The sequence below is a fragment of the Paenibacillus solani genome (genome assembly GCF_050475945.1).
In the GTDB taxonomy this organism is placed as follows: domain Bacteria; phylum Bacillota; class Bacilli; order Paenibacillales; family Paenibacillaceae; genus Paenibacillus_AQ; species Paenibacillus_AQ solani_A.
On sequence record NZ_JBCMXJ010000015.1, the window covers coordinates 657,483 to 683,309 of the forward strand.

At 44.7% G+C, this 25,827-nt stretch carries 23 protein-coding genes, 1 tRNA gene and 1 pseudogene; 22 read left to right on the top strand and 3 right to left on the bottom strand.

The genetic code is table 11. The features are described from left to right. The first annotated feature begins 41 nt into the window (after positions 1-41). The 14 genes and pseudogenes from ABEQ74_RS17965 (at position 42) to glf (ending at position 18,041) form a co-directional block, all read left to right on the top strand. Positions 42-899, top strand: a complete 858-nt coding sequence (locus ABEQ74_RS17965) for a helix-turn-helix domain-containing protein (protein ID WP_430123482.1) — start codon at positions 42-44, stop codon at positions 897-899. A 249-nt stretch (positions 900-1,148) separates the two neighbouring features. Continuing rightward, the gene (locus tag ABEQ74_RS17970; RefSeq protein WP_430123483.1) at positions 1,149-2,909 is read left to right on the top strand and encodes a glycerol-3-phosphate dehydrogenase/oxidase; all 1,761 of its coding nucleotides are present in this window, start codon (positions 1,149-1,151) and stop codon (positions 2,907-2,909) included. 342 nt (positions 2,910-3,251) lie between these two features. After that, a complete protein-coding gene (locus ABEQ74_RS17975) occupies positions 3,252-4,064 on the top strand; it encodes an HAD-IIA family hydrolase (RefSeq protein WP_430123484.1) in 813 nt (270 codons plus the stop codon). Positions 4,065-4,130: 66 nt separating this feature from the next. Continuing rightward, entirely contained in the window at positions 4,131-4,736 is a 606-nt protein-coding gene (locus tag ABEQ74_RS17980; RefSeq protein WP_430123486.1) for a glycerol-3-phosphate responsive antiterminator, read from the top strand. 42 nt (positions 4,737-4,778) lie between these two features. Next, positions 4,779-5,498, top strand: coding sequence for an MgtC/SapB family protein (locus ABEQ74_RS17985; protein ID WP_430123487.1), 720 nt, complete (start codon positions 4,779-4,781; stop codon positions 5,496-5,498). Positions 5,499-6,159: 661 nt separating this feature from the next. Continuing rightward, positions 6,160-6,360, top strand: a pseudogene (locus tag ABEQ74_RS17990) (copper amine oxidase N-terminal domain-containing protein); the annotation flags it as partial. A gap of 721 nt (positions 6,361-7,081) precedes the next feature. After that, positions 7,082-7,165, top strand: a tRNA-Leu gene (locus tag ABEQ74_RS17995). A gap of 278 nt (positions 7,166-7,443) precedes the next feature. Beyond that, entirely contained in the window at positions 7,444-8,154 is a 711-nt protein-coding gene (locus ABEQ74_RS18000) for a LytR/AlgR family response regulator transcription factor (protein WP_430123488.1), read from the top strand. Further along, complete coding sequence (locus ABEQ74_RS18005; RefSeq protein ID WP_430123489.1) at positions 8,151-9,470, top strand: ATP-binding protein; 1,320 nt, start codon at positions 8,151-8,153, stop codon at positions 9,468-9,470. The genes ABEQ74_RS18000 and ABEQ74_RS18005 overlap by 4 nt, the downstream gene beginning before the upstream one ends. Positions 9,471-9,808: 338 nt before the next feature. Beyond that, on the top strand, positions 9,809-12,703 hold the full coding sequence (locus tag ABEQ74_RS18010; protein WP_430123490.1) for a glycoside hydrolase family 3 N-terminal domain-containing protein: 2,895 nt from the start codon (positions 9,809-9,811) through the stop codon (positions 12,701-12,703). Between the two features lie 123 nt (positions 12,704-12,826). Then, the gene (locus tag ABEQ74_RS18015) at positions 12,827-15,268 is read left to right on the top strand and encodes a beta-glucosidase (RefSeq protein WP_430123491.1); all 2,442 of its coding nucleotides are present in this window, start codon (positions 12,827-12,829) and stop codon (positions 15,266-15,268) included. Between the two features lie 4 nt (positions 15,269-15,272). After that, positions 15,273-15,884, top strand: coding sequence for a hypothetical protein (locus tag ABEQ74_RS18020; protein WP_430123492.1), 612 nt, complete (start codon positions 15,273-15,275; stop codon positions 15,882-15,884). A gap of 13 nt (positions 15,885-15,897) precedes the next feature. Beyond that, complete coding sequence (locus tag ABEQ74_RS18025) at positions 15,898-16,914, top strand: glycosyltransferase family 2 protein (protein ID WP_430123493.1); 1,017 nt, start codon at positions 15,898-15,900, stop codon at positions 16,912-16,914. 14 nt (positions 16,915-16,928) lie between these two features. Then, positions 16,929-18,041, top strand: a complete 1,113-nt coding sequence (glf, locus tag ABEQ74_RS18030; RefSeq protein WP_430123494.1) for a UDP-galactopyranose mutase — start codon at positions 16,929-16,931, stop codon at positions 18,039-18,041. A gap of 294 nt (positions 18,042-18,335) precedes the next feature. Here the strand turns inward: glf and ABEQ74_RS18035 are convergent, their stop codons facing one another. After that, on the bottom strand, positions 18,336-18,527 hold the full coding sequence (locus ABEQ74_RS18035) for a hypothetical protein (RefSeq protein WP_430123495.1): 192 nt from the start codon (positions 18,525-18,527) through the stop codon (positions 18,336-18,338). Between the two features lie 167 nt (positions 18,528-18,694). Continuing rightward, the gene (locus tag ABEQ74_RS18040) at positions 18,695-19,291 is read right to left on the bottom strand and encodes a helix-turn-helix domain-containing protein (protein ID WP_430123496.1); all 597 of its coding nucleotides are present in this window, start codon (positions 19,289-19,291) and stop codon (positions 18,695-18,697) included. A gap of 488 nt (positions 19,292-19,779) precedes the next feature. On the opposite strand from ABEQ74_RS18040, the gene ABEQ74_RS18045 reads away from it, so the two are divergent. From ABEQ74_RS18045 to ABEQ74_RS18060, 4 genes are all read left to right on the top strand, one after another. Further along, positions 19,780-20,067, top strand: a complete 288-nt coding sequence (locus tag ABEQ74_RS18045; RefSeq protein ID WP_430123497.1) for a Dabb family protein — start codon at positions 19,780-19,782, stop codon at positions 20,065-20,067. Positions 20,068-20,111: 44 nt separating this feature from the next. Next, complete coding sequence (locus ABEQ74_RS18050; protein WP_430123498.1) at positions 20,112-20,534, top strand: DUF86 domain-containing protein; 423 nt, start codon at positions 20,112-20,114, stop codon at positions 20,532-20,534. A gap of 270 nt (positions 20,535-20,804) precedes the next feature. Beyond that, a complete protein-coding gene (locus tag ABEQ74_RS18055) occupies positions 20,805-21,257 on the top strand; it encodes a DUF948 domain-containing protein (protein ID WP_430123499.1) in 453 nt (150 codons plus the stop codon). Positions 21,258-21,272: 15 nt separating this feature from the next. Then, on the top strand, positions 21,273-21,650 hold the full coding sequence (locus ABEQ74_RS18060) for a YtxH domain-containing protein (RefSeq protein ID WP_430123500.1): 378 nt from the start codon (positions 21,273-21,275) through the stop codon (positions 21,648-21,650). A gap of 101 nt (positions 21,651-21,751) precedes the next feature. Here the strand turns inward: ABEQ74_RS18060 and ABEQ74_RS18065 are convergent, their stop codons facing one another. Next, positions 21,752-22,864, bottom strand: coding sequence for a nitric oxide synthase oxygenase (locus ABEQ74_RS18065; RefSeq protein WP_430123501.1), 1,113 nt, complete (start codon positions 22,862-22,864; stop codon positions 21,752-21,754). 232 nt (positions 22,865-23,096) lie between these two features. On the opposite strand from ABEQ74_RS18065, the gene racE reads away from it, so the two are divergent. The 4 genes from racE to ABEQ74_RS18085 all read left to right on the top strand — a co-directional run bounded on the left by racE (position 23,097) and on the right by ABEQ74_RS18085 (position 25,817). Beyond that, the gene (gene racE / locus ABEQ74_RS18070; protein ID WP_430123502.1) at positions 23,097-23,903 is read left to right on the top strand and encodes a glutamate racemase; all 807 of its coding nucleotides are present in this window, start codon (positions 23,097-23,099) and stop codon (positions 23,901-23,903) included. Between the two features lie 244 nt (positions 23,904-24,147). Beyond that, positions 24,148-25,350 carry a M14 family zinc carboxypeptidase gene (locus ABEQ74_RS18075; protein ID WP_430123503.1) on the top strand — a complete coding sequence of 401 codons (1,203 nt, stop codon included), beginning with the start codon at positions 24,148-24,150 and terminating at the stop codon, positions 25,348-25,350. A 6-nt stretch (positions 25,351-25,356) separates the two neighbouring features. Further along, complete coding sequence (locus ABEQ74_RS18080; protein WP_430123505.1) at positions 25,357-25,497, top strand: hypothetical protein; 141 nt, start codon at positions 25,357-25,359, stop codon at positions 25,495-25,497. A gap of 44 nt (positions 25,498-25,541) precedes the next feature. Then, positions 25,542-25,817, top strand: a complete 276-nt coding sequence (locus ABEQ74_RS18085; RefSeq protein WP_430123506.1) for a hypothetical protein — start codon at positions 25,542-25,544, stop codon at positions 25,815-25,817. Positions 25,818-25,827 lie beyond the last annotated feature (10 nt).

Sequence of the window (25,827 nt, forward strand, 5' to 3'; positions counted from 1 at the left end):
TTTGTACAATTGTGCTGTCTTACTGGAAGGAGATCAGAGGGTTGGACAAAACACTGCAAGAACCGATGACGATGCCGGATCCTCAGTTTCCGATCAAGGTTCATCGCTGCGATTATGAGGGTCGAGGTCAAGTATTATTTAACCATCACTGGCATGAACACCTAGAATTTCTATATTTTGTTACCGGCGAGGCGAGTCTGGAATGCGGATCATCTACCTTTACGGCGAAGGAAGGTGATGTGATTGTCATCAATCGCAATGAGCTGCATTACGGCGTCAGCCTATCGGATCATTTGCAATATTATGTGCTGATTGCAGACTTCTCACTGCTGCAGAGCCATTCCCTGGATGCGCCCGAGATGAAATTCATCACGCCGATCACCCAGAATCGGCTGCTCTTTCATAACCGGATCAGCGGAGATGATATTCTATCCTCAATGCTGTCCATTGTCAGCGAGCTGGAGCGTCAGGAGTTTGGTTATGAACTGGCGATCAAGTCGGAGCTATATCGATTGCTAACACTCCTGTTACGGGGCTATGTTGCGACCGTACTCACGCAGGATGAATATGTGGAACGGATGAAGAATGTGGAGCGGTTTGCCCCGATATTCAAGTATATTGAGGATCATTACCGCGAGGACTTATCCGTGGAGCAGTTATCCGCTATGGCCGGTCTCAGCCGCTATCATTTCAGCCGGTTGTTCAAGGAGATTAGCGGCAGAACCGTGACGGAGTATGTGAATGAAACCAGACTTAATCGAGCGGATTATTTGCTTCGCGAAAGTCCGCTTACGGTGTCGGAGATCGCTGCTGCTACCGGGTTCAATGATATTTATTATTTCAGCAGAACCTTCAAGAAATATAAGCGTATGGCTCCGTCGGCATTAAGGAAGAAATAACAGTCGGCTTGTTCGTCTCCGTGAGTCCCCATGCTGACTATGTAGACATAAGTATAAAACCAACCTATAATGAATAGACATATGTATTGCATAAAGTGGTGGAGATAGCAGAGAACCCTTTTTGCTTGAGTGCGTACTTAATTTGGTGCGCATTTCTGGCAGGATGGGTTCTCTTTTTAATAGCTCAGTCTTCTTTTACGGGCAATCGAGATATGGGCTTTGAATATACGTCAGGGAGGGAATAATCGGGTGGACACAAGCTTATCCGCTAGGATGCGGACCCAATATATTCAGGGCATGTCGGCGAACAAGCTGGATGTGCTGGTGATTGGCGGCGGTATCACGGGTGCGGGAATTGCTTGGGATGCCAGCAGTAGGGGAATGTCCGTCGGATTGGTGGAGATGAATGATTTTGCTTCGGGAACGAGCAGCAGGTCAACGAAGCTGATCCATGGCGGACTCCGCTATTTGAAGCAGGGGGAACTTAGTCTGGTGCGTGAGGTGGGCTACGAACGAGCCCTGCTTCACCGGAGCGCTCCGCATCTGGTAGAGCCGATTCCCATGCTTCTGCCCATTTATCAGAAGAGCACGTATGGTTATTATGCCAGCGCCCTAGGACTGTTTCTATATGATTGGCTGGGTGGAGTCAAACAATGTGAGCGGCGGAAGATGTTCAGACGTGAGGGAACCTTGAAGCTTGAACCGCTTTTACGTAAGGAGGGGCTAATAGGCTCCGGGTATTATTACGAATACCGAACCGATGATGCACGCCTGACGGTTGAAGTGATGAAATCGGCTCAAGCTAAGGGAGCTCTGATTGCCAATTACGCCAAAGTACGGGGATTTATTTACCGGGGCGGGAAAGTGGTTGGAGCTCAGGTAGAGGAACGATTGAGCGGGGAGACGTATCCGATATTCGCCAAAAAAATCATTAATGCAGCAGGTCCTTGGGCCGATCTGGTCAGACTCAAGGAAAAATCGCTGGATGGGAAGCAATTGCTTTTGACAAAAGGGGTTCATCTCGTGGTGGATCATACCAAGCTGCCCATTAGGCAGGCTGTTTACTTCAATGTGCCGGGCGGAAGAATGCTCTTTGTTATTCCAAGGGAGGGCAAAACTTATATTGGAGCAACCGAGACGGTACATGAAGGCGCAATTGAGACGCCAAACATTACAGATGAGGATCGACAATATCTTATCGGGGCTGTGAACCATGTTTTTCCGGAATCCCGATTGGTGCTTGATGATATTGAGTCAGCATGGTCCGGTCTGCGTCCTCTTGTCCGCGAGGAAGGTAAGAGCCCTTCAGAACTATCAAGAAAAGATGAAATTCTGATATCGGACTCCGGGTTGATCACGATTGCTGGCGGTAAACTGACGAGCTTTAGAAAAATGGCCGAGAAGGCAGTGGATTTTATAGCCAGACAGTTCCAGGATACCGAGGGAATTATCTATCCTCCTTGCACAACCGATCGTCTTCTGATCAGCGGGGGAGAACTGAATAGTCTTACCTATGAGCAGTATCAGGAGGCACTGATCAAGCAAGGGAAGTCGCTTGGTATCCGAAGGGAAGTCATGTGGAGTCTAATCAATAGGTACGGTTCTAATACCCCGCTGCTTCTGGAACGGGTGGGTTCCTCTTCGGTCAGAGCCGAAGCCCTTGAGGAGCAGTTGTTACGCGCGGAAATCGAGTATTCTATTGAGTTTGAGATGACGGTGGCCGCCGTTGATTTCCTGTTAAGAAGAACAGGTTGGGTATGGTTTGACCGGCAAAAAGCCGAGCGATCGATTGCATCCGTTTTAGCAGTAATGAGCGAATGCTTGGATTGGGATGAGGAAGAGGTTGAGAGACAGCGGGAGCTGTTGCAGGAGGAATTGCAATCAGCATGGGGAATGCAGAAGGCAGATGGAATGGATCTGTCCTCTGGTAGGGCAGATCCAGAAGAGGTCGCGGCAACGGTCTCAGAGGATGAGGCGATTAACTCCACCACCCTATCATCCATGAAATAATAGAAATCTTTAATTTAATACATTCACCTTGTCAAATGTAAAATATGGATGTAGTATAACCATATAAAGTTATAGAGCTGGGCAGAGATGATGAGAAGCCTTTGCATAACGAAAATCTTTCATTTATTGATAAATGAAAGCGTTTTTCAATGCAAAGTGCTTCTCATTTTTTGTTCCCACAGAAGCTTTTTGTCCAAGGACTAAAGTGCATAGCGAAGTCATATGTATACGTTACGGATGGGAAGTGTGGATCCATAACAGAACTGATCTGATCAGGACTTGTGCAGTTTGGCATTCTTGGCGGCGAAAATATCAGATTGAATATGCAGAGGAGAACGAACAATGGACCATTTTTCGGGGTATATTTTTGATTTGGACGGAACGATCTATCTTGGGGCAGAGGCCATCGAGGGAGCAGTTGAAACCATTCATTACCTGCAAGGATTGGATAAGAAACTATTGTTTTTGACCAACAAAACGATAGATTCCCGCGAGAATTATTTAAAGAAATTAGCGAAGCTGGGCATTCAGGTTGGACTGAATAATATATTGAATCCTGCGCTTGTAACAATTCATTATCTTCAGAAGCATCACCCCAATGCAAAGGTTTACGTCATAGGCGAGGATATATTGAAAAACGAGCTCCTTGCGAGCGAAATTACATTTGCATCTACCCCAGAGGAAACGGAAGTTGTGGTTGTATCATGGGATCGGGAGTTCCATTACCGTCACCTGGATTTTGCATACCAGGCGATTAAACAAGGAGCAGAAGTGATTGCAACACATCCAGACCGGACTTGTCCGATGCCTGGTGGAGATATTCCCGACTGTGGCGGGATGATTGGGGCGATCGAAGGCACCGCTGGCATCAAGATAACGACCATTATGGGCAAGCCTTCCATCTTGACGGCTTTAACAGCTCTTGATATTTTGGGAGTGAAGGCTGAAGCTTGTCTGATGTCAGGTGATCGGCTGGAGACGGATATTCGGATGGGCGAAGAGGCAGGAATGAGCACGGCATTAGTTCTAACGGGCGTATCCACCAAGGATGATCTTGTTGGAAGCAGTGTTAAGCCAACCTATGTGCTCGATTCAGTCCATGATATTTATCTTCAGCGTACAGCTTGCAAGCAGATCAACGAAGCTACGCCATGAAATTAACAAAAATATGCCGGGGCAGCGGGAGAAATGGAGAAGCTGTTGCGGCAACGAGGTGAAGACATGAAGACAAGTGGTGAAGGTGCACAGCGAATTTCGTATTGTTTGAAGCGTAGGCCTATTATAACGTCATTAATGAATGCTGATGAATTGCCAGCTGTGCTGGCCACCGAATCGAATATCGTGTTTATTCTCAAGACGGATATCTTTATCATTGAATCCATCGTTGAGCAAATCCGGGAAGCCGGCAAGCTTTCGTTTGTGCATTTTGATCTCATTGAAGGAATCGGCAAAGACAAGACGGGTGTCAAGTATTTAGCCGAGAAGGTTGGCATTGACGGAATTGTGACGACCAAAAACACAGCAATCGTGGAAGCGAAGAGATTGGGTTTACTAACGGTTCAGCGTTTGTTCGTCTTTGACTCCGTTTCCCTGGACAACGGGATTAAGATGATTAAGGCTTCGAATCCGGATGCCATTGAAGTGCTGCCTGGCATGGTATGTCAGCGGATTATGGATCGTATTCGTGCAGAGGTGGACGTGCCTGTTATCGCAGGGGGACTTATGATCGATTTGCAGGATTTTGATACGGCTTTGAAGAGCGGCGTAATCGGGATATCCACTTCCAGCAAAGATCTGTGGCGCTGGCAGGATGAACATATGATATAACGAAGAGCCGCCTTACATAACAAAGATAGGTGGAGATTAGGAATGGACATGGACGTGTTTCTACTTGAAACAGAGACCATGCTTATGCGGCTGCTCCTTGCAGCACTACTTGGCGGCTTGATCGGTTGGGAGCGTGAACGCAGAAATAAACAGGCAGGTTTAAAAACCCATCTCCTGGTAGCTGTGGGCTCCACGCTGATTATGCTGACTTCCATCTACGGGTTTGATCCCTCTCTGATCAATCACCCGAATGCGAGGTTTGATCCTGCCCGGTTGGCAGCACAAGTGGTGAGCGGTATCGGATTTTTAGGCGCCGGGGCCATCCTGCGGCGTTCCAATCACATTATTTCAGGTCTTACTACAGCAGCAACCTTATGGGTGGCAGCAGCGATCGGTTTAAGTGTCGGCTCCGGTTTTTACTGGCCAGCAATTATAACGACCACAATCGTATTGGTCAGTACGCTGGTGCTTAATAAATTGGAGTCGAAGTTTCTTTTTATCAAGAAGTCTGGCAGCTTGAAAATCATCATTGAGACTGGAGACCGTCCTGTACATGTGAGCACAATTACCGAATTGCTGCAAAGGGGGAACTTGACTGTTGAAGGAATGATCGTGAACAATGATTCAACAGAAGACGATTCAACCAAGGTAACAATGGAATTTCGGGTGTACTCCTACAACAGCAAGGGCATCGACAGTTTGTTCGAGCAATTGTGGCAAGTAGAGGGAATTCGACAGGTTCGGATGAATTGGCGGGATTAAGGCTTATGATCTGAGAAGCGGCGAGATGGCTGAGTGCAGGGTGCACCCAGCCTTACTTATTAGTGTGATTGGTCAGTTTTCAAGTGCCGGCTCCTTGAGGTTTCATCCAGCAGATATATCTGAATGGTGTAACCACTCAATATTGCTTGGGAAATAATGATCGAGAAATAAATGTAACAAATCACAATTTATGTTCATTATCTTGGGCATATTTATTTCAATAAGTTTTGTATTATTATGCTGCGCTGATAACTTCTTTCGATTGTTAAATAAGTTATCAAAGATGGGGAGTGTCTTTCCAACTGTGTTTGAAGGCTTGATAATCATCTTTAAGCGTATCGTAAGAAAACAATATTGAAATTGCCCTGAAGGCCTAAGGCATAATCGATATTGTTCATCAGCGAACTTAGGGGGTATAGACCAGTATAATGACAGGAGAATGATGCTTTTTTTGAAAGGAGGGGGTTAGGTGAAGAAGCTTGATGGCATGAGTAGATTGCTTACCGGTATTTTGGCTACAGCTATTGGAATAATCGGTTTCATTCAGTATGGAGGAGAGGCGCTGGCTTCTGACATATCAATGAACCGCTCTATCGAAGTTCGAGTGAATGGCGGCAAACTTCTACTGGAATCACCTGCAATTATCCATCACGGCAGGGTAATGGTGCCGTTCCGGGATATATCAACAGCAATGGGGGCTCAGGTTCGCTGGTCTCAGTCTGAGCAGATGGCAATTGTCAGTAATGGCCAACACACGACGAGTTACACAGTGGGGAAGAATCGTATGATTAAAGACGGCAAGTCCATGACGATGGATGTCCCGCCAATACTCAGGGAAGGACATGTGTATATCCCTCTACGCTATTCGGCAGAAGGTTTGGGTGGCAAAGTGGTTTGGGATAACTCTGCAAAAAAGGCTGAGATTTATCCGCTCCTCACTCCGAAAGAGGCGGAAGACGCGGTGTCCGAGATTGCGGAGCAGGCGGTTACCTATCTTAGAGATCGGGAGTTTGGGAAGCTTGCAGAGCTCGCTCATCCGGACGGAATAACATTTTCGCCGTATGCCTATGTAGACCGCAAGAAGGATATCACGCTTAGCAAGCAGCAGCTTCGTGAAGGATTTCAGTCAGATACCCTATATCGATGGGGGGAGTATGACGGCAGTGGAAAGCCGATCCTCATGAATGTTGAGGACTATTATAAGAAATTTATTTATACTCAAGACTTTGCCGCGGCTCCTTGGGTAGGCTACAATCAATCCAAAAGTGAGGGGAATACGATTAATAATGGAAGCAGCCAATATAAAGGGGCTGTTTTCGTAGAATATCACTTTGATGGAGTTCATCCTGATTATGCAGGAATGGACTGGGAGAGCTTGCGGCTTGTATTTCAGCGGTTGGAAAAGCGTGGGTCATCTCCGGTATCATTCATGATCAATGGACAATCTAATAGGTCGAAAAATGTCGAATACACGGGAAATGAGTGCTTTCGACATTTTTTTCACATAAAATGCTTGCTTTTTAACTGCAGACGTTATATACTCTTAATTACGGTGATCAACACGATCACGAATTACATACTATGCGGTCGTGGCGGAATTGGCAGACGCGCACGGTTCAGGTCCGTGTGGGCTTACCCCCGTGGAGGTTCGAGTCCTCTCGACCGCATCTATATTATGAATAAATTGGCTCTTGAATTTGTCTTCGGACGATTCAGGAGCCTTTTTGCGTACTCGGATTTAAATCTTTGAGTTGTATTCAAAATGAGCTTAGATCTTAGCAGTCGTTGAAATAATAGCTGTGCACCACCCGATCCGAATCCCACTACAATTATGATTCCGGCGGGTCCTTGGTTATAGAAAGTTGAACCCTAGTTTGTTATAATCATAGTATTTTTGTCTTATGATTGAATTGAGTAATGTTTTGGCTGATATGGAGGGGAATAAATGATCCGGATTGCGATTGTTGAAGATGAAGCTCATTACAAAGAGCAACTCACGGAATTTCTAAATCGATTTGAGCAAGAAATCGGCGAACATATTGAAATTGCAACATATGCGGATGGAGATGAGTTCGTTGAGGATTACAAGGCGCAATTTGACATTATTTTAATGGACGTGCAAATGCGCTTTATGGATGGTATGTCGGCAGCCGAAGAGATTAGAAAAATGGATTCCGAGGTTGTCATTATGTTCATTACCAATATGGCTCAGTATGCGATTAAAGGCTATGCGGTAGATGCGCTTGATTATATTTTAAAGCCGATTTCATATTTTCAGTTTTCACAGCGCTTGAATCGCGCGATTGAACGTATGAAAAGACGGGAGGAGCACTTTATTACAATCAAGGTCAAGGGTGGAGTAAAACGGTTTCAAGTATCGGATATTTACTATATTGAAAGTCATGGACATAAACTGATTTTTGCAACGAGATTAGGAGAGATTGAAACTTTAGGCACGATGAAGGAACTGGAGGAGCAGTTTGCGGGCTATCGTTTTTTTCGCGGCAATAAAGGATACTTTATTAATCTGGAGCATGTGGAAGGTATGAACGATATTTTTGCAATTGTAAAAGGCAAGGAGCTGCTGATCAGTCGCCCCAAGCGCAAAGCATTTATGGAGGCCCTATCGAATTATTGGGGAGAAGTGATTAAATGAACAGCGTGCTTCCAGAGATTCCTCGGATGTATACTGCGCTTGCGGAATGGTTTGCGTGCGTAGTGTATATTTTGCCGTTGAAAAAACAGTTAAAAGGCTGGAGTTTAATCGCTTTTTCCTGCGGTTTTTTTATCGTTCAAGCCTTGTTTTTAATGCTGACCAAGAATTTACCTATTTATTTTTGGATTCCTTGCATGATTGCCGCGATCGGCATGATGTTTTTTTTCATCTACACAAGCTGCAATATTAGTATTCAGGAAGCAGGATATTTTAGTGTAAGAGCATTTGTCGCAGCTGAATTTGTTGCCTCATTGGAATGGCAGGTGCATGTGTTTATATGGCAGGACGGACATGCTTCGGTATTGGAGGAAATACTGCTGCTGTTTCTAATCTATGGGGCGTCGTTCGCGATTATTTGGCTTTTAGAGAAGCGGCATATCCTAGAAGACGGCAAGTTGAATATTAAGCCTCGTGAACTCTGGTCAACCGTAATCATCGGCGCTGCTGTATTTGGTATTAGCAATTTAAGCTTTATCAGCACGCAAACGCCGTTTAGCGGACAGTATGCACAAGAAATTTTAAACATTCGCACGCTCGTTGATTTGGGAGGCTTTGCAATTCTTTATGCCTACCATATTCAACGTAATGAACTGCGTATCCGCCACGAGCTGAAGGCGGTGCATAACATTCTTCAGCATCAATATTCTCAATATCAGCAATCGAAGGAAAGCATCGAGCTCATTAACTATAAATATCATGATTTGAAAAATCAAATCATAGCGCTGCGTGCTGAAGAAGATACGGAGAAACGCAATGCCTACTTAAAAAAAATGGAGGACGAAATTAAATTTTTTGAAGCGCAGAACAAGACGGGGAATCATGTGCTTGATACGCTGCTTGCCAGCAAAAATATGTATTGTATTAAAAACGGAATTACGCTAACCTGCGTTGCGGACGGCAGCTTGCTTGATGATACCGATGTCATTGATATTTGTACGATTTTTGGTAATGCGCTGGATAATGCGATTGAATATGAGCAGCGTATTGAAGAAGCTGAAAAGCGCTTGATTCATGTGTCGGTCTTTGAGCAAAAGGGCTTTATAATGATTCGCTTCGAAAATTATTTCGAGGGCAAACTGGAGCTGGACGGCGACTTGCCAGTTACTACGAAGACGGATACCTTTAATCACGGCTATGGGTTAAAAAGCATACGCTACTCCGTAGAAAAATACGGCGGCGTTGTCAGTATCGGGCAGCAGGATAACTGGTTCGAACTGAAAATTTTAATCCCGATAAAGCATAAGAGCGTTAGCTAACACATGTTATAGTCAGCTTTAGCGTACAAAGAGCCAGCTTATAGCTGGCTGCTTGTACGCTATTTTTGTATGCCATCATACAGTTCATGCAGAAATAATTACAGTTTGTGCGTTTTCCCTTTGCATGAAAAATTAAGTGCTAGAATTGTTCATGTTGAAGCTTGAAGGGGGCTGTTAATGCGGTGAATGCCTGCTAAGTTTGACAGTTATTATGAATGCAAATTATAAAAAAAGACAAAATGAATGCGCTTTATTTTCGAACTTTTCAGCAAATAATCATCGCAGCAACATTCGTGCATCAAGATGAAACACCTAAAAACAGAGGGGGAAATTAAAAGATGATCGAGCTCAATATGGAAGATGTTATGAATGTCATTAATCTTGCACTGCCATATTTGATTTTCTTTGGGGCATTTTTGCTAGTCGCGTTAATCGTGATTGTGCTGGTAAGGAAATTGGTAAAACCTAAAAGATTTATGGTACGTGCCCAAGCGGGAATTGCCATTTTTTTAGTGTTTATTATTGCGGCTAATTTGACAGCATTCGGTCCTTTATCTACATTGCTTACTTTGGCAACTGGGAAAGGCAAAATTAGTGAGGCATCTGGTAGCCATGCGAAAGCAGTTGGCGAGAAAATTGCCGCAGAAGGCATCGTGCTATTAGATAACGAGGACAATTTCTTGCCTCTCGAGTCTAAAACCAAAATCAATGTATTTGGCTGGGCTTCAACTAATCCAATTTATGGTGGTACTGGATCAGGTGCGATGTCAGATGCATATCCAACGGTCAGTTTGCTTGATGGTCTAACGAAAGCTGGCTTCGATCTTAACAATGAGCTTTCAGAATTCTATACGGCATATAGAGCTGAACGTCCAGCATCCGGCATTTTTGAACAAAACTGGACATTGCCTGAACCAGCAGTATCTTCTTATCCGACGGAAATGGTAGAGGGTGCCAAAAATTTCTCTGATACAGCAATGCTTGTTATCGGACGCTCTGGAGGAGAAGGTGGTGACCTTCCACAGGATTTAAAAACTGTTACATATGAGAATAACTCAGAGGAATATCCTGACTTTGGAGAAGGTCAGCATTACTTACAGTTAAACCGTTACGAGCAGGAATTGCTTGATTTGGTTACATCGAATTTTGATAACGTCATCGTTGTATATAGTGGTGCAAACGCATTTGAGCTTGGTTTTACTGAACAATACGAGCAAATTAAGAGTGTGGTTTGGGTGCCAGGAACAGGTCAAACAGGCTTTGATTCCTTTGGCAAAATTATAAGCGGGGAAATTAATCCGTCAGGCAAAACAGCAGATACGTTTGTCTATGATTTGTCCAAAACACCTTATTTTAATAACATTGGCAATTTTGATTATAAAAATATGGATGAATTTAAAGTAAATGTATTTAACAGTGATGTTACACCTACTTTCGTTAACTACGTTGAAAACATTTATGTTGGGTATCGTTTTTATGAAACAGCACATGAAGAAGGTTTAATTGATTATGAAAATACAGTGCTTTACCCGTTTGGACATGGGTTATCCTATACAACCTTCAAGCAGGAGATGGGACAACTTCATACAGATGAGGCAGGCAATATATCAGTAGATGTAAAAGTAACAAATACAGGCTCTGTTGCTGGTAAAGAAGTAGTGGAGTTGTATTACACTCCTCCTTACACAAATGGAGGTATTGAAAAAGCGTCAGTTAACCTTGTTGCATTTGATAAATCCAATACACTGGAGCCTGGCGATTCTCAAACACTAACGCTTACATTCAAAGCGGAAGATATGGCGTCATACGACAGTTATAATGCTGGTTCATGGGTACTGGAAGATGGTGATTATAACATCACTTTACGCTCTGATTCGCATACTGTAATCGCTGAACAAACCTATCATGTTGATCAAACAATTACGTATGGTGAGAACAGCAAGCGATCAACTGACAAAGTAGCGGCAGTTAATCAGTTTGCTTTTGCTGAAGGAGATATAACGTACCTGTCTCGTGAAAATGGCTTTGCTAATTATAAAGAAGCTGTAGCAGCTCCAACATCCTTTGATATGAGCGCAGAAGCAAAGGCTGTTTTTAGAAATAAAGTTAACTATGACCCAAGCGATTTTAATAATCCTGACGATGTAATGCCAGTAACAGATGCGAAAAATGGCTTGAAATTAGAACAAATGCGAGGCTTATCTTATGACGATGAGGCTTGGGAGCCTTTACTTGATCAGCTATCAATCAGTGATATGGTGAACTTGATCGGCTTCGGAGGCTACCAGACAGCAGAAGCAAAATCTGTAGGTAAATTATCTACAATTGATGTTGACGGACCGGCTTCACTAAATAACAACTTTACACGCGTTGGTTCTATCGGGTTCCCATCTGCAGTAACGATGGCAAATACTTGGAATGAAGAGTTGGCGAAGGAGTTTGGCCAAAGTATCGGAGAAATGGCAGTCGAGATGGGAGTGTCTGGTTGGTATGCTCCAGCAATGAACATGCATCGATCCGCATTGGCAGGACGAAACTTTGAGTACTACTCGGAAGACGGATTTTTGTCAGGTAAAATTTCTGCAAATGCGATAGTCGGAGCAAAAGAATACGGCGTTTATGCATATATAAAACACTTTGCTCTTAACGATCAAGAGAACAATCGGTTGAAAATGTTGGCGACATGGTCAACTGAACAAGCGATTCGTGAAATTTATTTAAAGCCATTTGAAATTGCTGTAAAAGAAGGCGGGGCAGGAGCCGTTATGTCCGCATTTAATTATATCGGACCAGAATGGACTGGCAGCTCGGATGCTTTGCTAAATAAAGTGCTGCGTGGTGAGTGGGGATTCCGCGGCATGGTCATTACAGATTATTTCGGAGGCAATGGTTACATGGATACAGACCGCACGATTCGCAACGGCGGCGATATGGCGCTAATTGCATATGAAGGTGACGGTAATGTACTGGATGATACAGAGAGTGCAACTGCGGTAACTGCCATGAGGCAAGCAACAAAAAATATTCTATACACTGTTGTAAACAGTCGCGCCTACAGTGAGGATGCACTAAAACAAGGCATGCATGTATGGCAGATTGGGGCAATCATTATCAACATAGTAGCAGCATTTATTATCCTATTGCTTGAAGTGGTCGTTTTCAAAAAATTCAGAAAGAAAGTAATGCAGTGGAAGGAAGAGAAAGCAATCCAGGCACAAGAATTTGAATCGTAAAATCGAAACGCATCTTTGAATCCTAAGAAGTTTCCAAAATATAAATAAACGGTCCAGGGCAGTCGTTAAGTCGTACATTATCAGACCTAAAGCTGCTCTGTTCCAAATGGTGGAGATATCCGTATGAAACATAAAGATATTGTGAAAAAATTGACGCTTGAAGAAAAAGCATCACTAATGTCAGGTAAAGATTTTTGGCAGACACAAAACATTGATCGTCTTGGCATTGCAAGTATCTTTCTTGCTGATGGTCCGCACGGGGTAAGAAGGCAAGCTGAAGCAGCAGATCATCTCGGGCTGAATCCCAGCCTTCCAGCAACCTGTTTCCCTACAGCCGCTACAGTCGCAAACAGTTGGAATGAAGAACTAGTTGAAAAGATGGGGTCACATCTTGGCATGGAAGCAGTTGCACAAAATGTTAACGTGTTGCTCGGACCAGGCGTTAATATGAAGCGAAATCCTCTTGCAGGAAGAAACTTTGAATATTTTAGCGAAGATCCATATTTGGCTGGCAAACTGGCTGCCGGAATGATTCGTGGCATTCAATCGCAAGGCATTGCCGCTTGTGTCAAACATTTCGCAGTCAATAATCAAGAAGAACGCAGAATGGTAATCGATACGATAGTCGATGAACGGACATTGCGAGAAATTTATTTGACCGCATTTGAAATTTCAATTGAAGAAGGCAGGTCCAAATCAGTCATGTCCTCCTACAATATGCTGAACGGAGCATTTACTAATGAAAATCTACATCTGATGCGTGATATTTTGCGCAAAGAATGGGGATATGAGGGGGTAGTCGTTACCGATTGGGGAGGAAGCAATGATAGAGTTGCGGGTTTAATTGCTGGTAATGAACTAGAAATGCCGACAACAGCAGGGGAAACGAACGCTGAAATCGTTGCGGCAATCAAGTCCGGCAAAATGAAAGAAGAGATTCTGGATGAATGTGTAGATAGAATTTTGGAGCTGAACTTCTCAACAACTGCAGCGCTACAAGGAAAAAAACCAGATATCGAAAAGCAAGTACACCATCACATGGCACAAAAAGTGGCTGAAGAATCTATTGTACTTTTGAAAAATCAAGATCAAATCCTACCGATTAGCCAAGAAAAAAAAGTAGCGGTTATTGGAGATTTTGCACAAGCTGCTCGTTATCAAGGTGCAGGTTCCTCTATTGTAAACCCAACTATTTTAGATCACACGGTGCCTAATTTGGTTCAATCAGGACTAACCAGCATTGGCTTTGCCCAGGGCTTTAATCGTTATGGCAGAAGAAGCAATAGCAAGATAAAAGAAGCATGTGCACTTGCAGAAAAGGCAGACATTGTACTTCTTTATATTGGATTGGATGAAGTAACAGAAGCTGAGGGACTGGACCGCCAAAATGCACAAATTCCTGCTAATCAAATCGAGTTGTTAGACGCTCTCTATCAGGTCAATCCAAACATTGTTGCAGTCCTATCCTGCGGGGCAGTGGTGGAAATGCCATGGATTAACCAAGTAAAAGGTCTTGTGCACGCATATTTAAGTGGTCAAGCTGGAGCAAAAGCAGTGCTGCGAGTTTTGACTGGTGAAGTTAATCCATCGGGCAAGCTTGCCGAAACGTATCCGCTTCGGTATGAGGATACCCCATCTTATTATCATTTTCCAGGTAAAGAGGCTAGTGTAGAGTATCGTGAAGGACCTTATATCGGGTATCGCTATTTCGACACGGCTGGTGTTGACGTTTTATTTCCTTTCGGATACGGGTTAAGCTACACAAGCTTTGAATATGCTAATTTGCAGATTACTAAGCAAGGCGTCAGCTTTGAGATTACAAATTCGGGAAAAGTAACAGGGATGGAAGTGGCTCAGCTTTATGTGGGTAGTCAATCTGATCATATATTCCGACCGCGTAAGGAATTAAAGGGGTTTATAAAGGTTCAGCTTCAGCCAGGCGAAACGAAGACGGTCTCGATTCCATTTGACAATAAAACGTTCCGTTACTTTAATGTAAAGACTAATCAGTGGGAAATCGAGGAAGCCAATTACGACATTTTAATTGGTCAATCAAGTAGAGATATTTGCTTGCGGGGCGTACTTTTTGTTGAAGGAACAGGAGCTCCATTTCCATATGATGCAGATAAACTGCCTACCTATTACTCAGGAAAGGTACAAAAGGTCAGCCAAGCTGAATTTGAAAGTTTAATAGGACGTAAAGCTCCCAATGCTAGATGGGATCGTACACAGCGGCTTGGTTACAATGATACGATTGCGCAATGTCAATATGCCAAGGGCTGGTTAGCGAGATTCGCATATCATACAATTACTTTTGCCCATTGGTTCTTTAAGAAAATTGGCAAGCGGAGTATGGCTAATTTGATAATGATGTCAATTTATCATATGCCATTTAGAGGCGTGGCGCGCATGACTGGCGGAGTTATCAACATGCCCATGCTTGACGGAATTTTGCAGATGGTAAACGGCCAATTTTTTAAAGGTTTCTCGCATTTGTTAAGGGAAAGAAAGAAATTGAAAGTGGCAAAAGGCAGAATGGTGAGAGCAGCAAAGGGAGAGGTATGATAGAATGGGAAAGCTTAAGGATCATAAATTGTCTGGTGCTGCCTTAGGATTCTGGAGCAATTATAAAGAAAAGCACCCCAATATCGCCCAATTTCTTGTTTTCTTTTTGCTGAGCAATGGGATTACAGTATTGCAACTGGTGCTGATGCCGATTTTTAAATGGATATTTGCCAAAACATCATTAGTTGATATAAATTTTCAAATCATGCAGTTCGGTAATAACTTTGATGGCAGCCAATACTATATCTTTGACTATGCGGCAGGACCTTTGGCAGATGGCGGTGGCGGTGGCCTTTCATATTTTCTTGCAGTCCAAATTACGATTGCTATTGCACAAATCATTAACTTTTTTGCCCAACGAAGTATAACTTTTAAGTCGAACAGCAATATTTGGAACGCAGCATTCTGGTATTTAATTGCTTATATTGTAATTACAATTGGGGCGGCTGCGGCACAAGGTTTTTATAAAGCACCAATTTACAATATGCTGATGAATACATGGGGAATGGGCTCGGCAGGTGAGACAACTGCTGATTTTATTACCATGATTATTAACAGTGCCATATCTTTCTGGGTATTCTTCCCTATTTTTAAAATTATATTTAAGAATAAATAAAGGTTGTGTGAACATGAAGTTATTATCAGTCGTCATTCCTTGCTATAACTCACAAGATTATATGAAGTCGTGCATCGAGTCCTTACTGCCTGGCGGGGATAGCGTCGAAATACTGATAGTAAATGATGGTTCAAGCGACAAAACGGCGGATATTGCAAATGATTACGCAGATAAATATCCAGCCATCATCAAGACTATTCATCAAGATAATGGAGGGCATGGTGAGGCGATTAATGCAGGGATTCGCCATGCGAGCGGTTTATATATAAAGGTTGTTGACAGCGACGACTGGGTAGACGTTAGAGCATATATAAAAGTGCTGACTGTATTGGAACGGTTTGCAATGGATAAGGAGCCTGTTGATTTGCTGGTCAGCAATTTTGTTTATGAAAAGGAAGGCGCGAAGTATAAAAAAATAATGAAATACGAAAACGTATTGCCGGAAAATAAATGGTTTACATGGGACGAGATCGGCCGCTTCCGTAAAGGCCAATACTTGATGATGCATTCGCTCATTTATCGAACAGCCTTACTGCGGGAATGCGAGCTTGAGCTGCCTAAGCATACGTTTTATGTCGATAATCTTTACGTTACGACGCCACTGCCTTATGTAAAAAGTATCTACTATCTTAACGTTGATTTCTATAGATATTTCATCGGGCGCAGCGACCAATCGGTCAATGAGAGGATTATGATTAATAGAATCGACCAGCAACTGAAAGTAAACAAGCTGATGATAGAACAGATTAATCTGAAAAGCATCAGAAACAGTAAGCTGCGCCAATATTTATTCAATCATTTGGAAATCGTTACGATGATTTCGACGATTTTGCTAATACGTTCTAACTCAAAAGAAAATTTGCAGAAGAAGCAAGCCCTTTGGCGCTTTATTAAGGAATATGATTTGGAGCTGTACCATCATTTGCGCTACGGGATGATGGGGCAGCTGTTAAGTCTGCCAGGGCGAATCGGGCGCATCATTTCGGTGGGCGTATACAAAATTACGCAAAAGGTCGTCGGCTTTAACTAACTTGGAGGCTAGCTATGCATAAAACCTACGATTTCCTTATCGTCGGAGCAGGGCTTTACGGAGCTGTATTTGCACATGAAGTGAACAAGGTTGGTAAAACCTGTCTCATCATCGACAAGCGTAATCATATTGGCGGTAATGTCTATACAGAAAAGGTGGCGGATATCGAAGTTCATCGATACGGCGCGCATATTTTTCATACGTGCAGCAAGAAGGTATGGCAGTATGTCAATCAGTTTTCAGAGTTTAACCGCTTTACGAACAGTCCGATTGCCAACTATAAGGGCGAGCTTTACAATTTGCCGTTTAATATGAATACCTTTAACAAAATGTGGGGGGTAACGACGCCGGAGGAAGCGAAGCAAAAAATTGAGCAGCAGCGCAAGGACAGTTATGTGGAGCAGCCGCGTAATTTAGAGGAGCAGGCCATTAATTTGGTAGGACGCGATATTTACGAGAAATTAATCCGCGGCTACACGGAAAAGCAGTGGGGACGATCTTGCTGCGAGCTGCCTGCTTTTATTATTCGCAGATTGCCGGTGCGCTTCACATATGACAACAATTACTTCAATGATCCGTATCAAGGCATCCCGATTGGCGGCTATACGGCGATGGTGAACAAGATGATCGAAGGGATCGATGTACAGTTAGAAACCGATTATCTTGCCGATAAAGCGTATTGGGACAGTATGGCAGAGAACATTGTATATACAGGGCCAATCGATGCATATTTTAATTACGTCTATGGTGTGCTGGCTTACCGCAGTTTAACCTTTCACACTGAAATATTGGATACGGACAATTATCAAGGTAATGCTGTCGTCAACTATACCGATCTGGAAACGCCGTATACGAGAATTATTGAGCATAAGCATTTTGAGTTTGGCGCACAGCCGCAAACGATTATAACTCGTGAATACAGCGGGGAATGGAAGCAGGGCGATGAGCCCTACTACCCGGTTAATGATTCGAATAACAGTAAGCTGTATGCCAAATACAAGCAATTGGCTGATGCCGAATGCAATGTGATTTTTGGCGGACGACTCGGCGAGTACAGGTATTATGATATGGATAAAGTAATTGCCGCAGCTCTTCATAGAGTAAAAGAAATTTTAAGTAAAAAGTAAAAAAACATTGATTTTACAAGGCTTTTGGAGGTTTTTTATTTCCGTTCCTTTGACTTATATTTCGCTTGGACGAGAAATCAGGTGATACAGAGTCTGCTGTGGGAAACCGGCTGGATACAGAACAGCATGAGGCCCATGCTTCTCACAATCAAGCCAAGCATGCTAACGTCGTTTATCCACTGTGACAGCAATTCAACTTGTTGAACACCAATCTGGCTGGATTGGGGGAAGGTTTGAAGCAGGTCGGAATGTTCCGGCCTGCTTTTTTTAAAAATCTTGTGCAGGACAAGGGAGTTAGGGGAGTTCCTTGAATATATTTTTGGATCCCGCCCATAGTCCGGCAGCCATGCCCGCACAGCCAAAGAAAGTCACCAAGGCAATCAAATGGTAAGCCTGTGAACTGAGCAGAAACCCGATACCGCTTCCCATTGTTGTTCCAGCCAACAAGCCAAGTGCAGTACCAATCTGCTTATGACGTATTTTCAATTGTCTTTTCGTCTCCTCACTTCTTGTTGTAATTCCGTATTAGTTTATATTCCCTGATTGTGTCGAAATATGCCATAACTGAAAATAAGCTCAGCCTTGCCGGATGTGATCCAGCTAGGCTGAGCTTAGTCATGGTTAAGTAAGTATGGTAAGTGACGCAGTCTTAATTAAGAATCTTCCTTCAATGCGCAATCTGCGAACAGCACGGATTTAGGGATACGGAAGAACTGTTCTGCTTTATCCTGGAACGCAGCGGAAGGCAGGGTACCCTGGTGCAGCCATTTACGGAAAGTTCCGGGATGCACACCGATCCAGCGGCTGACATCGCTTACGGATAAGTCATGAACCATGCACAGGCCTGTCAGAATCCGGTTACTGACCGGAGAGCGTGTCAGTGTGCGCTTCATAAAGCGGGAAGGTGCCGGCTGACAGATCAAAGGAGACTTGTCCAGGAGTTCTTCTCTGAAGAGAATATGGCGGGGATATCCCAGGTAACTGCACGCCTTCTCCAGATTGCTTTTACCGGGAACACGTCCTTCATATACCCAGGCGCTGACACTGCGAGAGGAAACTCCCAGATCCTCGGCTAGTTGTGACAACTTGATATCATTGGCCATAAGAATGGCGAGTAGGACGCGGTTGCGAATTTGGCAGCGGGTCGGCCTGCGGAAGCGCTTGACACGCACACCTTTCCCCAGATATTTACGATTGATCAGGGACCACGCCTCAATAGAGTGTTTTTCTTGCTGTAGTTGTGTAGGCATAATTCCTCCGATTTTTTTTAACACAATACTACAATATTCGACACTAACTTTTCAATAGCCAAACGTTAAACATTTGTTTCCATATCGTTGTTACCTGATTTATACGCCCGAGGGATGTGATATTCGGCTTAAGCTTTGTAATTTGAATGATGAACCGAATGTTCGTATATTTTAGGTTTGTAGTAAATAAACACAATACTTCTTATGGGTATTTTCATGAAAATACGGAAATTATAAAGAAATAAATCGTAAATATTCGTCATTTAAAGGGACTTAACAATGAAAAAAGTTATCATCCGCGGATGGCTAAAGATGGGATGCTTTTTTGCAAGCGAGTTTCCATGCCGAGCCTGAGAGAAGCAAATGTATGTTTAGGTTCGGACTTTCTGCTTGTCCCTGAGCCAGCCGGAAACGATTTCTTTTTCCTGATGAACGGGGTATGATAGAAAGATAGATTTACATACATGGAAGAGATGGAGGAACGGGCGATGATTAAACATATTGTTTTTTTTAAATTGAAGGAACCCACGGCGGCGAATATTGAGAAGACCGTACAGGTTCTGCGCAACATGGATGGTAAGATTCCGATGGTCAGATCTCTCGAAGCGGGTGCTGATGTGATTCAATCTGAGCGCTCCTATGACTTGGCTTTGATCGTTGAAGTGGACAACCTTGAAGATTTGCAAGCATATGCTGTACATCCTGTTCATCAGGAAGTCATTCAATATATCAATACAGTGAAAGATCATACGCTTAGCGTAGACTTTGAAGTATAGACGATTCTGATTGAATTATTACGACAGGCTGGAGGAGATTTGCCGTGTATTATGTGAATCAAGAGCAAATTGAACGGCGGCTGAATGCAATCCCGGAAATTGCGGAAGGGTTGCGGACCGCGGCACAATCATGGGACGGAGGACTGACACTAGGGTTGGTCCAGGAGCGTGCGCTTCATCTGGCAATTGAAGTTGTTACGGATATTGGAAGCTACCTCATCGACGGATTCATTATGCGGGATGCCAGCAGCTACGAAGATATTATGGATATCAATCATGAGGAAAAAGTATTTCCGCAAGAGGTTCATACCGTGCTTCTGGATTTGGTGCGCTTGCGTAAGCCGCTAGTTCAAGACTATTACGAGTGGGAGCGGCATAGCCTTCATCCTTTAACTCCGGTTTTGCCCGATGTGCTGGAGCAATTTGCAGGTAATGTCCGCGAATATTTAAAGAATGAATTGTACTAACGGGTTGTACCGCTTGATTAACCTGTCTTAGCAAGAGCGGGCTTATCTTTGAATCATAAGAAGAACAGACCTTCAAGGATTCTTGAAAGGTCTGTTTTTTTGTGGGCTTAATATCCTCGAACAAAAGGTTTGAGCGGCGTCTGCTTCCTCAACAATAAATCGGCTGAAGGATTATTTCATGAGATATTGTGTCAAAACAAGCCCATGCTGCTTATAATGCATCATGCGACTAGGCATTCGCCCGGTCGAGACGAAAGGAGGAATTTCCCGATGACAGAATGGAACGCGCTCGTCGCAGCCATTGGCATCATACTAATCGCGGTTGTGTTGGTTATCATGATGCTGTCGGTTAAGAAGCTGATACGACGAGCCGAGAGCCTGTTGGGCCAGCTTGAGAAAGACAGCACCCGATTAACCCAAGAAGCTTCGCAGGTGTTGAAGCAGACATCCGTCTCATTAGAGTTGATTCAGCGTCAGCTTGAAGCCGGTGAAGCTATAGCTGCTTCCTTGTCCGATGCTGCCTCAGCGGTTGTCAAGACGGCCGACGCGGTTCATGCTGTTGGGAAAAAAGCTTCCATCACCGCCATTGAGCATCTGGAACGTGCTCGCCTCGATAATGAACGGCAGATCGGGGAGCTGTTCCGGTGGGTTGACGCTGGAATGACGCTTTGGCATTCATGGAACAAGTACACCTCCAAGTCCGGCGAAGGGCAAGCCAAATAGAAGGAGAGATGGAAGATGAAAGAGAAGAGCAAAGGACTCCTCTGGGGAGTATTGATCGGCAGTGTTGCAGGTTCGGTTACCGCACTTCTTTTGGCTCCAAAATCGGGCAAAGAGCTGCGCAGTGACATTGCCGACGGCGCCCGCGGCATTGGCACTAAGGTGCAGGAAGTAGCGGAGAAAGTAGGCGAGCAAGGCGTTCATTTCATCGGCATTATGACGGATCGGGCAGAGAATGTAATCTCCGATATTCAATCCTGGCGTAATCGCCAAGAGGGCTGGCTGGCAGAAGAAGAGGTAGCCCAGGTGTCTTCATTTGACCGTGAGTATGATGTGAATGGGGAAGATGACGAGACTTATGCCTCTACTGTTTCAGAAGTGAAGATCAGCGAATAATTCCGATTAGACGGTTATAGACCTTATCATCATTGATCTTATATCAAGAAGCTGCTGCATATGGTGAAAGCCGGGGCCGATTATGGCCCCGGCTTTGCTGCTTATAGGGGACAAGCATTATTGTATTTATCTCTGTAATGGAAATTCGGTGATTGGATATCGTTAACATAGGACTTATGGAAGATATGCGTCGCTGCGGGCGAGAGCGGAGGAATCAGCCAGCTCCAATCGCCCGTAAGGTCACGACCAGCTTGTTCTTCACGCCGCTCGAATGCAGCGAATTGAGTTGCGGCTGTATGGTGATCGACGATGCTGACGCCTGCTTTTTTGTAGGAATAGAGCACCGCATAATTGAGTTCCACCAATGCTCGATCCCGCCATAGGCTGGATTCGCTGGAAGTATCCTGTCCCATGAGCTGAGCCATCAGTGGAAGCTTGTTATAACGCTGCTCATCGGCCAGATTGCGTGCTCCGATCTCCGTTCCCATATACCAGCCGTTAAAAGGAGCGGCCGTATACATTATGCCGCCGATCTCAAGTTGCATATCCGAAATGATGGGCACCGCATACCACTTCAAACCTTCCTCTATGAGCGCTGGGATCTCAGGATGCTCCAAGGAAACTTCCATTACGCAGGAGCGGGGGATCTGATGCCATGTTGGAGGCTCATTTCCCTGCTGTACAACAAGTGGCAGCACATCATGCGGGGTCATGTCTCCCTGCCATCCTAATTCCATGCATTCTTTTGTAAAAGAGATGGATGCCGGGTCTCCAATGACGCCGCTTGGCGTTTCATAACCCGCATATCGTATCAGCTGATGGTTTTTGATGATTAGGGGTTCCTCCCCTGGACGTGCAGCTCTGAATATCGTAATCTTAGGTACGATTCTGCCGCCATTGGTGGCGCTCTCGATATGATCGATAAGAGCGGATAGAATATCCGAGGATTCCGTTAGATGCCGGGCATCGGTTACATGAAGGCGGTCCCAGAACAACCTGCCGATGCAGCGATTGCTGTTTCGCCAAGCTATCTTTGCCCCAAGGATTAGTTCCTCTGACGTATGCTCGTACATACCTGTCAGCTCGATCTGCGCGCGGATGTCCTTCAGACGGGCTTCCGCTTCCTCCATGGTTCGGTCTAGTTCTGTATAACAGAGCATGATAAACTGCTTCGCGGACTGGAAAAGATCAGTATGATGCAAGTTGTTATTCACAAAAAGGTCTCCTTTACTATGCGTGCACTTAAATATAGAATAACACTCTCGCAAAACGAAAAAGGAAGGAGAGTCCTACAATTGCTTGAACAAAGGAACCGGTAGTTTAATCCAAAAGCCCTTTATTGAAGATAAGGGGGAATTGGGGTAAGATTTAAGGTACATTTCGATCTGAAATGACATATGGTATCACTGTGAGCCAAGATTATGACAAGAAGGAAGCGGTGGGTTCGTGCAGCAAGCAATCGCAATACTAGACTCGGGTGTGGGCGGGCTAACTGTCGCAAAAGAAGTGATGAGACAGCTCCCGAGAGAGAAAATTATTTATTTTGGAGATACAGCCCGCGCACCCTACGGACCCCGTACACCGGAAGAAGTCCGTTTATTTACGGAGCAAATTGTAGACTATTTAATTCAATATGACCCCAAAATGATCGTCATTGCCTGTAATACGGCCACGGCAGCAGCGCTTGATTATATTTCATCCAAAGTATCTGTGCCGGTCATTGGCGTCATCCACCCCGGCGCGAGAGCCGCGATAAGCGCTACAAAGACAGGCAACGTCGGAGTTATTGGTACGGTTGGAACCATTGGCAGCGGAGCATATACAGCGGCTCTGAAACAGCTGTCACCTTATGTGGAGGTGGAGAGCCAGGCTTGCCCTGAACTGGTCCCACTTGTCGAGCATGGACTGTTTCGTTCGAAGGAATCATTGCAGGTTGTACAGAAATCCCTGAGAGGGATCAAGGATTCGCCAATTGATTGTCTCATCCTAGGCTGTACACATTATCCGTTTCTCATGAAGACGATTCAAACCGTCATGGGACGTGGAGTGAAGCTGATCAGCTCTGCCGATGAGACGGCTCGCGAAGTCAGTACCATTCTATACGATAAAGGGCAGCTAGCGAGCAGCGAAGAGAGTCCCGTGCATCAGTTCTTCTGTACAGGTGACCCGGTGATATTCCAAAGCATCGCAATTGAATGGCTTGGAGATCATATCAAGCGAACGCCTGTTGTATGGCAAATTACAAAGCTATAATCGACAATTTATGCTTTAGACTTTTTGGAGAATAATAGGAGATCCGCCCAAGGTTTAGGCAGGCAGGACAAGGAACTACCTTGTACGCCTGCCTATTTATATGGGCAATTAAGGGAAGCGGCATTGTTGTTAATGGCACTTTCAATTTGTAAAACTTTATATGATACATGTTGGACAAACGCCAGCTCATATACATGGAATGGACGCTAATCGAAGCGGTTTTGCCGCGGAAAGGAAATCCATTATGCAGCAATATGTCGTTCAGAAAGGCGATACGCTTAGACGCGTAGCGGCGAGACATAGTCTGGCCTATGAACAGCTGATTACGGCAAATCCATGGGCGGGCCAGCAGCCATATCTTCAGCAGGGCCAGATGTTATATCTTCCAGCCTCGCTGCGTCGCAGGTATGTCATCCAGGAACAAGATACATTAGATAGCATTGCATTGACTTTCCGGTTTAGAAAGGAAGCACTGGAGGAACTGAATCCCGGATTATCGGCGACGCATCTTCCCCAAGGAAAAACTGTAGTCCTCCCAGCTTCCACAGATAAACACTTAATACGGTTATCCGGTGAATATGGGCCGGCAGATCTGGAGCGGGACATCGGTGAGATGCAGAAGCGCTATCCTGCAGTGGAGTGGAGCACCATCGGCAGAAGTGTACTAGGCAAACCCCTGTACGCTGCCAAAATCGGCGAGGGTCCAAAGCATCTTCACATCAATGCCGCGCTCCATGCGAATGAATGGATTACCACCCCATGCCTAATGCGATTCTTGGAGGACTACAGCCGGTCATTAGCCCATCAGTCGCCTAATTATCTGCAGAATACGGATGAGTGGTATCGGAACTATACCTTATGGGTTGTGCCGATGGCAAATCCGGATGGCGTCGAGCTCGTTCAAGAAGGAGTTACTCCCATACATCCTTTTTATAACCGTCTGCTTGAATGGAACGGTGGACGTGAGGACTTCCGACGCTGGAAGGCAAATGTGAATGGTGTAGATTTGGGGGATCAATTTCCTGCGCATTGGAACGAGGAGGTAGAACGGAGAGGGAGGCATTATCCGTCGCCGCAGGATTATGCGGGTACTAAACCGCTTAGCGAACCGGAAGCTGTAGCCGTTTATGAGCATACCCTGGGGGTCTGTCCAATTCGAGCCATCTCGCTTCATAGTCAAGGCAAGGAAATTTATTGGAATTATAGAGACTACGAGCCCCCCGAAAGCGAGAAGATGGCACGAATATTGGGGCAGGCTGGCGGTTATCGCCCAGTAAAGCTGCAGGGTAGTGATGCGGGTTATAAAGATTGGTTCATTCAGCATTTTAGGAAGCCGGGCTTTACAGTTGAAATTGGTTATGGGATTAATCCGCTGCCGCTTGAAGATTTTGAGGATCTGTGTGTCGAAGTGAGGTCTATTCTGTCGGCGTTCATGAATTTGGAGTAAAAGCTTATGAAACGCATGTATTTGCTGGAGCGTATATTGAGAAAAAGAGGCCGCTGCTCATTTGGTAAAGGCGTGGGCCTCTTTCGCGTTCTGAGCGATGACGGCTTTTATCGTTCCTTGGAGGGCTATTTTCTTAGAGATTCGTAAAATGGGTAATGATATAGGCAAGCAGTTGGAATGGAGGGAACATCTTGAAGTGGAGAAGATTATGGTCGCTTCGACGCTGGTCACATGTATTCCAGAGAATATTCGGTTATTTGGCCTCTTCCCGGATTTCATTAGGGGACAAGCTGCTATTTCTGATTCCGGTTGTCTTGTATTGGGTGCTGCCGGATGTTATGCCCTTGCTTCCGATTGATGATATCGGGGTTACGATGCTGCTGATGAACTGGTTTGTGTCCCGGGTTGAACGGAAATATCCAGACTTGCTTGAGAAGGACCAGGGTACGGCAAAGCGCGTTCGCTGAAGACAGCAGG